Annotated in this window: 12 protein-coding genes; 6 read left to right on the forward strand and 6 right to left on the reverse strand. The window is 51.5% G+C overall.

Annotation, left to right across the window (positions count from 1 at the left end; genetic code table 11):
• The coding region (locus KDK13_RS01630; RefSeq protein ID WP_257283026.1) for a hypothetical protein at positions 1 to 2,497 on the forward strand (2,497 nt) is incomplete at its 5' end.
• Between the two features lie 47 nt (positions 2,498 to 2,544).
• Here KDK13_RS01630 and galK read toward each other — a convergent pair.
• The 3 genes from galK to galE form a co-directional block, all read right to left on the reverse strand.
• Positions 2,545 to 3,696, reverse strand: coding sequence for a galactokinase (gene galK / locus KDK13_RS01635; protein WP_257283027.1), 1,152 nt, complete (start codon positions 3,694 to 3,696; stop codon positions 2,545 to 2,547).
• A gap of 56 nt (positions 3,697 to 3,752) precedes the next feature.
• Positions 3,753 to 4,826 carry a UDP-glucose--hexose-1-phosphate uridylyltransferase gene (locus KDK13_RS01640; RefSeq protein WP_257283028.1) on the reverse strand — a complete coding sequence of 358 codons (1,074 nt, stop codon included), beginning with the start codon at positions 4,824 to 4,826 and terminating at the stop codon, positions 3,753 to 3,755.
• An 88-nt stretch (positions 4,827 to 4,914) separates the two neighbouring features.
• Positions 4,915 to 5,931 (reverse strand): UDP-glucose 4-epimerase GalE, encoded by a 1,017-nt coding sequence (gene galE / locus KDK13_RS01645; protein ID WP_257283029.1) that lies wholly within the window; start codon positions 5,929 to 5,931, stop codon positions 4,915 to 4,917.
• Between the two features lie 172 nt (positions 5,932 to 6,103).
• Here galE and KDK13_RS19100 point away from each other — a divergent pair, with 172 nt between their 5' ends.
• The 4 genes from KDK13_RS19100 (at position 6,104) to lolD (ending at position 10,415) form a co-directional block, all read left to right on the forward strand.
• A complete protein-coding gene (locus tag KDK13_RS19100; RefSeq protein WP_257283030.1) occupies positions 6,104 to 7,069 on the forward strand; it encodes a helix-turn-helix domain-containing protein in 966 nt (321 codons plus the stop codon).
• Between the two features lie 301 nt (positions 7,070 to 7,370).
• Positions 7,371 to 8,282, forward strand: a complete 912-nt coding sequence (locus tag KDK13_RS01655; RefSeq protein WP_257283031.1) for a hypothetical protein — start codon at positions 7,371 to 7,373, stop codon at positions 8,280 to 8,282.
• 197 nt (positions 8,283 to 8,479) lie between these two features.
• Positions 8,480 to 9,724 (forward strand): lipoprotein-releasing ABC transporter permease subunit, encoded by a 1,245-nt coding sequence (locus KDK13_RS01660; RefSeq protein WP_257283032.1) that lies wholly within the window; start codon positions 8,480 to 8,482, stop codon positions 9,722 to 9,724.
• On the forward strand, positions 9,717 to 10,415 hold the full coding sequence (gene lolD, locus KDK13_RS01665; protein ID WP_257283033.1) for a lipoprotein-releasing ABC transporter ATP-binding protein LolD: 699 nt from the start codon (positions 9,717 to 9,719) through the stop codon (positions 10,413 to 10,415). The genes KDK13_RS01660 and lolD overlap by 8 nt, the downstream gene beginning before the upstream one ends.
• A gap of 41 nt (positions 10,416 to 10,456) precedes the next feature.
• Here lolD and KDK13_RS01670 read toward each other — a convergent pair whose 3' ends face one another.
• The gene (locus KDK13_RS01670; protein ID WP_257283035.1) at positions 10,457 to 10,726 is read right to left on the reverse strand and encodes a hypothetical protein; all 270 of its coding nucleotides are present in this window, start codon (positions 10,724 to 10,726) and stop codon (positions 10,457 to 10,459) included.
• 75 nt (positions 10,727 to 10,801) lie between these two features.
• Between KDK13_RS01670 and KDK13_RS01675 the strand changes: the two genes are divergently transcribed.
• Positions 10,802 to 11,587: a hypothetical protein gene (locus KDK13_RS01675; RefSeq protein WP_257283037.1), complete on the forward strand. Its 786-nt coding sequence runs from the start codon at positions 10,802 to 10,804 to the stop codon at positions 11,585 to 11,587.
• A 102-nt stretch (positions 11,588 to 11,689) separates the two neighbouring features.
• Here KDK13_RS01675 and KDK13_RS01680 read toward each other — a convergent pair whose 3' ends face one another.
• Positions 11,690 to 12,550 (reverse strand): PA4780 family RIO1-like protein kinase, encoded by an 861-nt coding sequence (locus KDK13_RS01680; protein ID WP_257283039.1) that lies wholly within the window; start codon positions 12,548 to 12,550, stop codon positions 11,690 to 11,692.
• Between the two features lie 140 nt (positions 12,551 to 12,690).
• Positions 12,691 to 12,971, reverse strand: a 281-nt coding sequence (locus tag KDK13_RS01685) for a hypothetical protein (RefSeq protein ID WP_257283040.1), incomplete at its 5' end; no start/stop codon positions are given.

Consider the following 12,971-nt stretch of genomic DNA (forward strand, 5'->3'; position numbering starts at 1 on the left):
ATATTTAGCCGGTCAGAGTAGAATGGCAATGCTGGAGCTGGCTCGCTTCAAGGAACGATGTTGCCTGAGCGGCCTGGCGTTGTATGGCCAGCAGGTCACCCCGGATGCGGTGGTTCAGGGCTTTCCGGATAGTCCGGAAGGTAACTTGGGGGTAACGCGCTTTAAGGAGCTGTGTTGCCTGAGAGGCTTGCCATTGAATGGTCGGCAGGTCACACCGGAGGTGGTGGTTAAGGAATATCAGGCTGTCAATGCAACACTGGAGATAGCCCGCTTCAAACAGGAGTGTTGCCTGAGGGGGGTGGTATTGAATGGCCAGCAGGTCACCCCGGATGAAGTGGTTAAGGATTATCAGGCAGCCAAAGCAACACTGGAGATAGCGCGCTTCAAAGCGGAATGTTGCCTGAGGGGCCTGTTGTTGAATGGCCGGCGGGTCACCCCGGATGCCGTGGTCAGGGCTTTTCCGGACAGGACAGAAGGCAAGCTGGGAATAGCACGCTTTAAGGAACAGTGTTGCCTGAGAGGCTTGTTGTTGAAAGGGCAGCAAGTCACACCGGATGCGGTGGTCAGTGATTATCGGGCGGCAAGGGCAACACTGGAGCTGGTGCGGTTTAAGGAGCAATGTTGCCTGAAAGGGCTGATGCTGAATGGTCGGCAGGTCACAACGGATGAGGTGGTCAGGGGTTTTCAGGCACTTAATGCAACACTGGAGCTGGTGCGCTTCAAAGCGGAATGTAGCCTGAGGGGGCTGCTGTTGAATGGCCAGCAGGTCACACCGGAGGCGGTGGTCAGGGATTTCCCGAACACTCTGGAAGGCAAACTGGGTATAGCGCGCTTCAAGGCGGAATGTTGCCTGAGGGGCCTGGCGATGAATGGCCAACAGGTCAGGCCAGATGCGGTGGTTCAGAGTTATCCGGATAGTCCGGAAGGCAAACTGGGCATAGCGCGCTTTAAAGAACAGTGTTGCCTGAGGGGCTTGCTGCTCAATGGCCAGCAGGTCACTCCGGAGTCAGTGGTCAAGGGTTATCAACGCGGTGGCTGGTTGCTTGAAAGGGCTATTTTTTACTCTCAGCTGGCATTGAATGCCAGAGAATTGAGTAGCGTCTGTCTGGATCGCCATCAAGTATTGGCAGCGTTTGATGAAGGCCGCGGGGATCACTCTTCAAAGCAAGCCAGATATCTGATTCAACAGTTGCAACAATCTCAGGGGGACGACAGCGAAGCCCAGGATGTACTCCAGGAAGCCCGGCAAATTCTGGAAAAGGTATCGGTCAGGGACGATGAGCAGGATCGGCTGCAATGTATTTTGACATTCATGGCTATGCAGCACGGGCTGACCATCGATGATCAGGGCGTGTCGGCAGAACAGGTATTGCGATCCATCAAAACCCTGAGGCACTCATTTCAGAATGACCGCATCCATTTCTTCTTCCTGGCGCACTGTTATATCACGGGCCGGTCTGTTGATGGACAGGAGATCCGCAAGGATCAGGTTCTGGATTGTCTTCAGCGCTTTCCCGAAGGAAGCAGGCTGCGCCACGCTTTAGGCACCTGGTTTGAACAATACAGTTCCGAAGCCAATATACAGACTAAGCCAAAGGTTCCACAGTTAAATGCGCTAACGCTGGAAACACTGGAGATTATCCAGGGAATCAATGATTCTTATCACTCTCCCCCCATTTTGATTACCGGATCATACGCGCGATATTTACAGAACCGTTGTTCATCGTTTAACGATATTGACCTTATCTGCACCACAGAAGGGGTTGCCCGGACACTCTTTGGAAAGCTGCACGCACTGGCTACCGGCACAGACCCGGAAATCCCCAAAAGCCTTACCATCTGGCAGGTCCAGGGGTGTCCGGCGATCAGGCTGGCAAAAGCCTACAATATCCATCTCAGTGACGGCGACCTGGGCACCAGGGTCCTGGGGCTTCAGGTCAGTATTGATGGCAGGGTAACGGACGCTGATGGGACACGGTTGGCCGTCCACGTTCCCGGCGTTGCAAGGCCGGTATGGTGCCTGTCCTTTGCTGAAGAAACCAGGCTGCTGAACGATACGCTGGAATACCTGGTTGATAACCTTGACCCGCTGACCGGGCAATTGCAACATGGCGAGGCTTTTTACATACCCCGTACCCTTCTTTTTAACGCTCCCCGAAACCGTGATGAGCGTATTTATGGCTTGCTGATGCGCTGCCTGCTTACCCTGAATAAAGCCGTGCTGTTTATCGCCCTGCACTCAGAAAACAGGCCGGACTCCAGTCAGCCTGAGGCAGGGCAGCACAATGCAGAACACCATGCAAAACACCATACAGAAGAACAGCGCCTCCATACACTGGCTGCCCTTCTGCATACGAAATTGCATCGCCATGCCTGCTGTCATGATTTTGTGCGCAGCTTGATCGACTGGCTGTCCAGAGACCATCCTGTCAATAATGACGGGATCGAGAGGAAGGAGCTGGTCAACACATTGCTGGCGATCCTGCACTATCAATAACACTAATCAATAACGCTTCGGGTCAGGGACCAGAGTCCCTTTGTGGGTTATGCTTCGCCAGCCCCCTGGGAAGCCCGGCAAACATAGATATCAGCCACCAGGCCGTTGGAGTAAGTTGGATAGTGTTCAGCAACCGCCTGTTTGACCGCAGCCACTTTTTCTTCCGGAATCAGGGCAACGACGCAACCGCCAAATCCGCCACCGGTCATTCTGACACCACCTTCGCTGCCAATGACTTTCTTGACAATGTCAACAATGCCGTCAATGGCTGGTACCGTGATTTCAAAATCATCCCGCATGGAGGCATGGGATTCAGCCATTAGCAGACCCATGGCTGCCAGGTCTCCCCTGGCCAGGGCTTCGGCTGCGGCAAGAGTGCGATCATTTTCAGTCACCACATGACGAGTCCGGCGGTAGGTGAGTTCATCCAGTTCACCCTGGCTGGCTTCCAGCTGATCCAGGGTAATGTCCCGCAGGGCCTTGACACCAAAATGCTGGGCTGCCGCTTCGCACTGTGCACGGCGAGTGTTGTATTCACTGTCCACCAGGCCACGTTTGACATTGGAGTTGATAATTACCACCGCCGCATTTTGAGGGATGGGCACCAGTCGGGTATCCAGGGACCGGCAGTCCAGCAGCATGGCATGGTCTTCCTTGCCACAGGCGGAAATCATCTGGTCCATAATGCCGCACTTGCAGCCAACAAACTCGTTCTCTGCTTTCTGGCCAATCAAGGCCAGCTCTTTCAGGCTGACATCCAGTCCGGACATTCGGGTCAGGGTCAGCCCGGTAACCACTTCCAGACAGGCGGATGAACTGAGGCCTGCGCCCTGGGGAACATTGCCAATAATGGCAATGTTGACACCTTTGAGGCTCATGCCCTTTTCCATAAGAACGGTGGCCACGCCCCGGACGTAATTACTCCAGAAGGCTTCGTCGCTATGGGAGACCGGTAAGGAGAGTTCAAACTCGGATACCTGCCCGTCGTAACTGTGCGCAGTGGCCACGACTTTCTGGTCATCCCTGGGAGAAGCCGCAATCATCGCCTGATAGTCAATGGCACAGGGCAGTACGTAACCATCGTTGTAGTCGGTGTGCTCACCGATCAGATTGACGCGGCCAGGAGCCTGAAAATAGTGGGTTGGCTGATGACCGAAGGTTTTTTCAAACAGATCAGTCAGGGTTTGTTTCTGGTTCATCTTACTTTCCATAACTCGGAGCAATCTTAAAGGCTTTTTGCAGGCTCAGCGCTTCTTTAAAGAGGGCTGCTTTCCAGAGGGCTGCTTTCCAGATAATGCACATCGGACAGTTCGCGCAGGCGGGCGGCAGCCTGTTCCGCGGTCAGGTCGCGCTGCGTTTCTGCCAGCATTTCAAAACCCACCATAAACTTGCGAACGGTTGCTGATCTCAGCAGTGGTGGATAGAAGTGAGCGTGCAGTTGCCAGTGGCTATCATCGGTACCTGCCTCACCCGGATGACAGGGCGCACCATGCCAGCCCATGGAGTAGGGGAATGACGTCTGGAACAGATTGTCGTACTTTGTCGTCAGTTTTTTCAGGATTTCAGCCAGGGCATCACGTTCCACTTCGGTCAGATCCGGCATGCGCAGTACCTGTCGCTTGGGCAGCAGCAGCGTTTCAAATGGCCAGGCTGCCCAGTAAGGAACCACGGCAATCCAGTGATCGTTTTCAACGACGGTGCGTTCACCGGACTCGGATTCCCGCAGGGCGTATTCAACCAGCAGATTGTTGCCTTTTTCGTTCAACCATTGACGCTGGTTGTTGTCTTCTTTGCGCGCTTCGTTGGGTAGAAAACTACTGGCCCAGATCTGGCCGTGGGGGTGAGGATTGGAACATCCCATCACGGCCCCCTTGTTTTCAAACAGCTGCACCCAGGGGTAGGTCTCCCCCAGTTCGATGACCTGTTCTGCCCAGGTATCCACGACCTTGCGGATTTCCTGTTCGGTTAACTGTGGCAGGGTTTTACTGTGATCCGGTGAAAAACAGATCACCCGTGCTTCCCCCCTGGCAGAGCTGCTCTGGAACAGGTCTGACTCGCTGGTGGCATCCGGGGTATCCGTCAGCAGTGCCGGGAAATCATTGGGGAAAATGTAGGGATCGGTGTAGTCCGGGTTATGGTCACCGGTAATACGGTCATTGCCCGGACAGAGAAAGCACTCCGGATCGTGTACTGGACGAAAGTCCGGTGCCGTTTTTTCCACCTGCCCCTGCCATGGGCGCTTGGCACGATGGGGGGATACCAGTACCCAGTCGCCAATCAGCGGATTGAATCGACGGTGCGGGTGATCAACAGGGTTAAATTGTGTCATGGGTGTTAGCTCGGTTACTCGCTGCCCGCTTCCCGTGGCCCATAAAGAAATATTTCTTTTTCGGGTAGCGGGCTACGGGTAACGCTTTTTACTGGTTAAATCCGTTCGGGTTTTCTGACTGCCAGCGCCAGGTATCGATGGTCATATCGTCAACGGTGCGGGTGGCTTTCCAGCCCAGCTTTTGCTCGGCATAGGCAGGATCAGCATAGCACTGGGCGATATCCCCTGGGCGGCGTGGCTGGATTTGGTGAGGCAGCTGTTTGCCACAGGCTTTTTCAAAGGCGTGCAGCATCTCCAGGACACTGCTGCCCTTGCCGGTACCCAGGTTGTAGGTGTGGACGCCCTGATCGGTCCAATGGGTTCTCAATGCGGCAAGATGGCCAAGGGCCAGGTCGACGACATGGATATAATCGCGCACACCGGTACCATCGTGGGTGGCGTAGTCATTGCCAAATACGTTAAGTTGCTCCAGCTTGCCAACGGCCACCTGGGCAATATAAGGCATCAGATTGTTGGGAATACCGCTGGGGTCTTCACCGATAAGGCCGGATTCGTGGGCACCAACCGGGTTGAAATAGCGCAGAATACTGAAATTCCAGCGATCATCGGAAGCGGCCGTATCACGCAGAATCTCTTCGACCATGAATTTGCTGCGTCCATAAGGGTTGGTGACCTGCCCAACCGGAAAGTCTTCCCGGATCGGCACTTCATGGGGGTCGCCATACACGGTCGCCGAGGAACTGAAGACCAGGTGTCGTACGTCAAACTCTGCCATGGTTTCCAGAAGTTTTACCGTACCGCTGACATTGTTATCAAAATAAGCCAGGGGAATCCGGGTAGACTCACCGACCGCTTTTAACCCGGCAAAATGAATTACCGCTTCAATGTTGTGCTGACTGAATACGCCGCGCAGTGCCTCTTTATCCCGTACATCGACAGGATAAAAAGCTGCCTGCTTACCCGTCAGCTCTGCTACGCGCTGTAGAGAGGTCTCATGGCTGTTGCACAGGTTATCTACGACGACCACGTCATAACCGGCATTCAGTAATTCCAGACAGGTGTGGCTGCCGATGTAGCCAGCCCCTCCAGTGATCAGGATACTCATTGTGTACCTCGTTCAGTCAGTTTGTCTGCTTGTTGAATAATCGCTTGTGATCATTTTAGGAATAGGTTACAGCGCGTTTCTTTTACGGTTTTTTTCCGGTTTTTCCCAAAAACAAAGATTTGTACGACGACAACAGGTATCATGAAGGGGCTTTTGATAAGGGTCAATATTTGTGAGCAGTCAGCAGCGGTTGCCAGCCAGGCATTGTCGTGGGAACGGTTACGACCGTGGGACCGAAGGCGTGGTACCCATGCCCGGGTCGATTTCCGATATTCAGGGAGATATCTTTTATATCGAAAACCGGGCCCCTTATATTATGGACAGTGGTCATGTTCATGGCCATGTTGAGTTGAACTATCTTTTGGGGTGTTCTGCCACTTATATCGTGAATGGGCGGGAACAGCGTATTCCAGAAAACCGGCTGGCCATCTTCTGGGCCAATATGCCCCATCGGCTGGTGGCTCTTGTTGAAAAAAGTCAGGGTCAAGGCACCCTCTATAACCTCTATATCCCTTTACCGGAATTTCTTCAGTGGCCATTGATGGAACAACTCCGTCAGGAAGTGATGACAGGTTCTATCGTTCTGGCGAAACCGGATCATGACTATCTGTTCATGAGATTAAGCCGCTGGTATGGGGATTTTCAGAGTGATCACCCGGAATTGAAGGAGATTATTCTCGGTGAGCTCTCGCTGCTGTTGAAAAGAATCAGTTTTCAGGGGTGGGATCACCCGGAAACGGTTTCCTCCAGCGATCACGACGAGGAATCACCGGCAGAAACGGACCAGGCTTCCAGTCATCCTGGAAGTGGCCGGTTGAAAGGTGCCCACCACGTTTCCACCATGATTCATTTTATCGGGGAAAACCTGCATCAACCTATTTCAACAGCTGATGTGGCAGCGCATCTTGGCCTGCACAAGAACTATACGACTAACCTGTTTACCAGTGTCATGGGCATTTCTATCAAGCAATATCTGCAGTTCCAGCGCCTGCAGAAAGCTCAATTGCTGCTGATGGACAGTGAACGACCCATTGCCGATATCGGCTATGCCTGTGGTTTCAGTTCCCTGAGCCGGTTTTATGAAGCTTTTCAACGTTATTTTGGTATGCCGCCGGGGCAGTTCAGGAAAAAGCTGTGATAACTCCGGTATGACCGGGGGTGTATTATCAACCAATGTCGTTTACCTTCAAAGTATACCGTCAACTTCTGCTCTGGATAATACCAGAGGGTGATGGCGGGGCCGCCAATGGTTTGCGTCTGGCTTGAATCGAAAGGAAGGCTGAAGCGTTAATCTTGTTTACCAGAAGATTACTCCTGCCAGAGGTTCGTTGGAAGTGCCGTCGGTTGATTGATACCGTTAATGATAAAACCAGTATAAGCGATAACATACACATCAATGCCCATCGACTGGACAAAAGAAAACACAATATGGATTTGAGATGAACAGCATCAACTCACCGGCTGAATTGAAAAAAATATTTCAGGATTACCTTTCAAACTCAGGCCATGGCATGGATCTCACGCTGTGCGAACTGGGCTTAACCCGCGATAACAAAGTGGTTAGGCTGACTGATTACCGGGATCAGCAAGAAATACTCAAGGGCAATCTCGATAGTGTATTGGATGAGATGGCACCTATATTACTCCTTGATCGAAAAATTACTCTGCAAACAGCCTGTCAGAAGTTAGATCGACAGGATATCGTCGAAGCAAAAGAACAGAAACCAGTTCCACCATCCGCACCACAACGTGAACATGCAAGCATTCAGCAGCTCCTGGATGAGTTGAAAATCACTTACAAAAAAGAAAATGAACATTTAGCGGAAATGACAACAACCTGTCCAGGCAAATATTCAGATGGACAGGAATGTTATTATACATTTACACCCAAGGATAAATGGGATAAATACGGCTACTGCAGATTTATTAATACTTTTACGCCCAAGAATTGGTTTTTTAAATCCAATTTCAAGTCAACAGATGTGCCTGCGCATTTTTTCTACATGACCAATGTCGTTGCCATGCAGTATGAGGCCTGTTTCAGAGACAATGGATGGCCACTACAACTGCCGGAAACTATTCATCGATGTGATATAAGCAACAAGCAATCCGATGCTCTAATCCTGAAATACGCGGGCCAGCATGACTGTTCAGCATTCATGGATGAGTTTCTGCATAATACGGTCAACGGCAAAAGCACCCGGAGAATTGCTGATGCTTTTGGACTGGAAATTTATCAGCTGACCGTGTGTGAAGGTCACATAGACCGTACTGAATCCGCGCGGCGGGACAATCCTGACCTGCCCAGGAAGTTATTTACTGTCATTGCCCATGTGAGACTAAAAAGCTAATATTTCCCGCGCCGTAAACGTGTCGTAAACGTGTCGTAAACTCTTCGTAAAATAGTTGGCCAAACAGCAGGAAAATTCGACGGGAATTGTTCTGCTTTATGGCATAATGCCAGCCTTGTACTTACTGACTCTTTTGCAATGAGTGGTATAAATCCGCCCCTGACATGCCGATGGCACAAGGAATACTGGCCGAGTAAATGTTTAGACCATTACCTTTTTTCATAGGTTTGCGCTACACCCGCGCAAAGCGAAAGAATCATTTTATCTCCTTCATCTCCGGAACATCCATGGTGGGGCTGACGCTGGGTGTTTCGGTACTGATTATTGTGCTGTCAGTGATGAATGGCTTTGATCGGGAGCTCAAGCAGCGAGTGCTGGGTATGGTTCCCCATGCCACGATTACGGCTGCTGGTGGTGGCATTGAAGACTGGCAGGTGCTGGTCACTACCATCCCGGAAAAAGAAGGCATCGAGGCGGCGGCACCGTTTGTCGATGCCCAGGGTATGTTGACCAATGGTGATCAGGTAAGGGGAACGCTGGTTTACGGCATTGACCCTGAGTATGAGCGAAAAGTCTCCATAATTGCCGATCATATGAAGCAGGGCGCACTGGAAGACCTCCAGCCCGGAGAGTTTGGCATTCTGCTGGGTGAGATTCTGGCGAATTATCTGGGGGTTTCCGTTGGCGATAAAGTGACTATGGTCCTGCCTGAAGCCAGTGTCAACCTGGCGGGTGTTTTGCCACGTCTTAAACGGTTTACTGTCGTTGGTACTTTCTCTGTCGGGGCGGATGTGGATGGCAACCTGGCCTACGCTCATCGGGAAGACCTGGCCCGTTTTCTGCGGGTGCCAGAAGGGGTGACGGGTATACGTCTGAAAATGGCTGATCTTTTTGCTGCACCGAAACTGGCATGGGACGTGGCAGTTACCTTACCCGGACGCTACTACGTGCAGGACTGGACGCGTACCCATGGTCGTCTGTTTCAGGCGATTCAGATGGAAAAGACCATGGTCGGCCTGCTTCTCACCCTGATTGTTGCCGTTGCCGCTTTTAATATTGTCTCCACGCTGGTCATGGTGGTGACGGATAAACAGGGCGATATCGCCATCCTCAGAACATTTGGTGCGACACCAAAAATGATCATGGGGATTTTTATGGTTCAGGGGTCCCTGATCGGTGTAATCGGGACGCTTCTGGGGGTCGCCCTGGGGATTGCCGGTGCGCTGAATGTTTCCGAAATCGTCGGTGCCCTGGAAAAGTTATTGGGCATTCACTTTCTCAGCCCGGATGTTTACTTTATCAGCTACCTGCCATCGGAGTTGATCTGGCAGGATGTTGCGGTGATCAGTGTGTCCGGTCTGCTGATGAGTTTCCTGGCCACCCTGTATCCGGCATGGCGAGCCTCCAGAACCCAGCCTGCGGAGGCGCTTCGTTATGAATAATTTTGAAAACCGTGTCGTTCTGGAGTGCCGCAGTCTGACCAAAGCGTTCTCTGAAGGGCCTGAACAGCTTGAGGTACTCAGAGGCATAGACCTGTTGGTATCACCTTCCGAAAGGGTAGCGATTGTCGGTACTTCCGGTTCAGGAAAAACAACGCTGCTGCAACTGTTGGCCGGGTTGGATCACCCCTCTAATGGTGAGGTCATACTCTGTGGCCATCAGCTGATGAAGGTATCGGAACAACAACAGGGAGAATTGCGTAACCGTCACCTGGGTTTTGTTTATCAGTTCCACCATTTGCTGCCAGAATTTACCGCCCTGGAAAATGTGGCCATGCCATTACTGCTGCGTAAGGAGGTAACCGTCGGGCAGGCAAGTACGAGGGCTGAAAAAATGCTGGGTATGGTGGGGTTGTCTGAAAGGGCCAGCCATAAGCCTGCAGAACTTTCCGGTGGTGAACGACAGAGGGTAGCTATTGCCCGGGCACTGGTGGCCACGCCAGACCTGGTGCTGATGGATGAGCCAACGGGGAATCTGGATCCTCACACCGCCAGCAAGATTCATGAGCTGATGAAGTCCCTCAGCGCCAAGCTGACCACCAGTTTTATTGTCGTGACCCATGATATGGCATTTGCCCGGCAGATGGACCGGGCATTGCGGCTGGAAGATGGGCATCTTGTGCCTGTGCCATAAAAAAAGCCCTCTTACGAGGGCTTTTTTATGGCTTGTGCTAACTACTGGTTATCACCACCTGTTTTCTCTTCATGGATCACATAAACTTTAAAGGCACTGCTCTTATCTTCCGGTCCGTCATACCCGTCACCGCCCTTGAACCTTCTTTCCGGCCAGACGAAGTCGGCAGAACTGAAGGCCGTGCCTGAAGGGGCTGCAATGTAGTAGGCATTATCACCACCCGTGACCCTGTTCTCACCAGCGATGGCGGAGGCTGCGCTGATGGCTAATCCGGCAATGAGGGTCATGGTGGTGGCAGTTCTGATGATCATCTTCCTTCCTTGGGGTTTGTTTACGTCTTTATGTTTATCGTCCATGCTCTGCTATAAATTAACCCGGATAGGAATATGAATATATCATCTACAGCAAACCCACTATTTCTTTCCAGAAACACAGAGAACAACCGTCAGCGGGAAAACAGCGACGCCATATTTGCCAGCAAGAAAACAGGCCATGCTAAGAGTGTCAAGGTTTACATAAAGGAATCATTTACTCATACAGACCAGTCATTAATAAATCCCGCCATTACCAATAAAATAATCCTCCACAGCTTTGAAATCGCAGGGAGGACTTATAGCTGCATTTGTGGTGAGGGCGCTGATGAATACATAAAGTCGCTTTTTCAAGACAAAGATGACGAAATTTCTTTTGTTGCCAAAGGCCAGGATGGCACTGCGTTTGAATACCGTCCTCCCGTCGCCTGGGGGAAAAGATTTGTTCGGTGGATTTCACAGGGGGCCAGTTATTGTACGACTTGTGAAGACAGTAGGGGCCTGCAACCATCCTGTCATCAGTTCGAACATTTCTTACACTGCGGGGTCAACAAATTCTCGGTTAAAAAAGTTATCACCTGTTATAACGAAACCATCGTCAATGATATAAAAACAGTCAAGCCATTCAGCTATCTAAACCTGTCAGATACCGATACACAAGAATGGATTCATTCCATGACCTATATAGGCTCCGGTTTCTGCATCGGGAAATTTGGCCCAGGCGACATTGCCATCCAGACTGTTGAAAACTCTTTATTGCATTGGCGCAACAAGGACTGTGAAAGCCCCAGGTCAATTACGCTTCGGACGGGTTTATTATATGCGGGCAGTAATTTTGGAACATTCTGCACAATCACTTGAATGCCGGGCACTTGAATGCCGGACGTCGCGAAGCTTTTCGCTTGGCAAACCGATCAATAAAAAAGCCCGGAATACCGGGCTTTTAATCAATTTTACTCCCTGTCAGACATCAGGATTATCAGATTCCCTGAGACGTTCCTGCCGTTTCTGCTCTTCCGCCAGAACCGCCTTGATCTCTGCCAGCACTGAGTCCACATCGGCAGCCTGCTCCGCTTCGGTGAACAGGCCGGTAAGTTCGGTTTCCGGAGTCAGCTCGCCATCTTCATAGAGCGCCCACATCTCTTTGGCATACTGGCTGTTGAGCAGGTCCGGTGCAAATTGTCCATAGTATTCCGTGATATTGTTGATATCCCTGGTCAGCATGGATCGGGCATGGTTGTTGGCCGAGGCATCCACGGCCTGGGGCAGGTCGATAATCACCGGACCGTATTCATCCACCAGAACATTGAATTCCGACAGGTCACCATGAACCAGACCGGCACAGAGCATCAGCATCACATATTGCATCATGGTGGCGTGGTCTTCACGGGCCTGTTCAGCGGACATGGTCACTTCGCCCAGGCGTGGGGCAACCTGGCCTTCATCATCCGTCACCAGTTCCATCAATAGTACGCCATCCAGGCAGATATAAGGCTGTGGCACTCTTACGCCAGCCCTTGCCAGTCGGAACAGGGCATCAACTTCGGCGCTCTGCCAGGTCTCTTCCTGTTGTTTCCGGCCATATCGGGAGCCTTTCTCGATGGCACGCTGGCGTCGACTGTTACGTTCCTTGCGACCTTCCTGATACTGGGCAGCCTTTTTAAAGCTGCGTTTGGCCGCTTCCTTATAAACCTTGGCGCAGCGGATTTCATCTCCACAGCGCACCACATAAACATCGGCTTCTTTACCACTCATTAGCTGGCGGAGTACTTCATCCACCAGTCCTTCATCAACCAGGGGTTGGATTCGTTTCGGTGTTCTCATAAGGAACTTTTACCTTATTTGAACCCGGGAGGGAATAGCGCTTTTGGTAATAAGCATTGGGGAGAGCGCATGGCAGACTGGTGCCTGATCTCTTCCTGTCAAAATTCCCGGAGTTGAGATGACCCCAGGCTGAATCAGTGTTATTCAGGATTCATCATCTCAAGCAGTGTTTTGATAAAGTCCTTTCTCTTGACCTGGCGATCATTCACAGGCTGAGTTGTCGATAGCCAGCTGTTAACAATGTGCTCAAACTCATTGCGGCAAAGATGGTTATTCAACTTCATTTGCAGATTCCCGGTCAGTGCATGAAGGCGTTGTTGTTGTTCCTGAAGCGGGTGATCAGGCTGTTCTTCTGCGAGCAGGGCAATAAACTGCCTGGCTTTATTCAGGGTAAGCAGGGAGCGCATCAGCAAGCCATAAA

This window comes from Endozoicomonas sp. SESOKO1 (assembly GCF_024606265.1).
Lineage (GTDB): Bacteria > Pseudomonadota > Gammaproteobacteria > Pseudomonadales > Endozoicomonadaceae > Endozoicomonas.

Excerpts from the sequence above, each read along its gene's own strand:
- KDK13_RS01675 (WP_257283037.1), top strand. The coding sequence starts at position 10,802 with ATGAATATATCATCTACAGCAAACCCACTATTTCTTTCCAGAAACACA.
- lolD (WP_257283033.1), top strand. The coding sequence starts at position 9,717 with ATGAATAATTTTGAAAACCGTGTCGTTCTGGAGTGCCGCAGTCTGACC.
- KDK13_RS01670 (WP_257283035.1), bottom strand. The coding sequence starts at position 10,726 with ATGATCATCAGAACTGCCACCACCATGACCCTCATTGCCGGATTAGCC.
- KDK13_RS01660 (WP_257283032.1), top strand. The coding sequence starts at position 8,480 with ATGTTTAGACCATTACCTTTTTTCATAGGTTTGCGCTACACCCGCGCA.
- galK (WP_257283027.1), bottom strand. The coding sequence starts at position 3,696 with ATGAACCAGAAACAAACCCTGACTGATCTGTTTGAAAAAACCTTCGGT.
- galE (WP_257283029.1), bottom strand. The coding sequence starts at position 5,931 with ATGAGTATCCTGATCACTGGAGGGGCTGGCTACATCGGCAGCCACACC.
- KDK13_RS01640 (WP_257283028.1), bottom strand. The coding sequence starts at position 4,826 with ATGACACAATTTAACCCTGTTGATCACCCGCACCGTCGATTCAATCCG.
- KDK13_RS01680 (WP_257283039.1), bottom strand. The coding sequence starts at position 12,550 with ATGAGAACACCGAAACGAATCCAACCCCTGGTTGATGAAGGACTGGTG.
- KDK13_RS01655 (WP_257283031.1), top strand. The coding sequence starts at position 7,371 with ATGAACAGCATCAACTCACCGGCTGAATTGAAAAAAATATTTCAGGAT.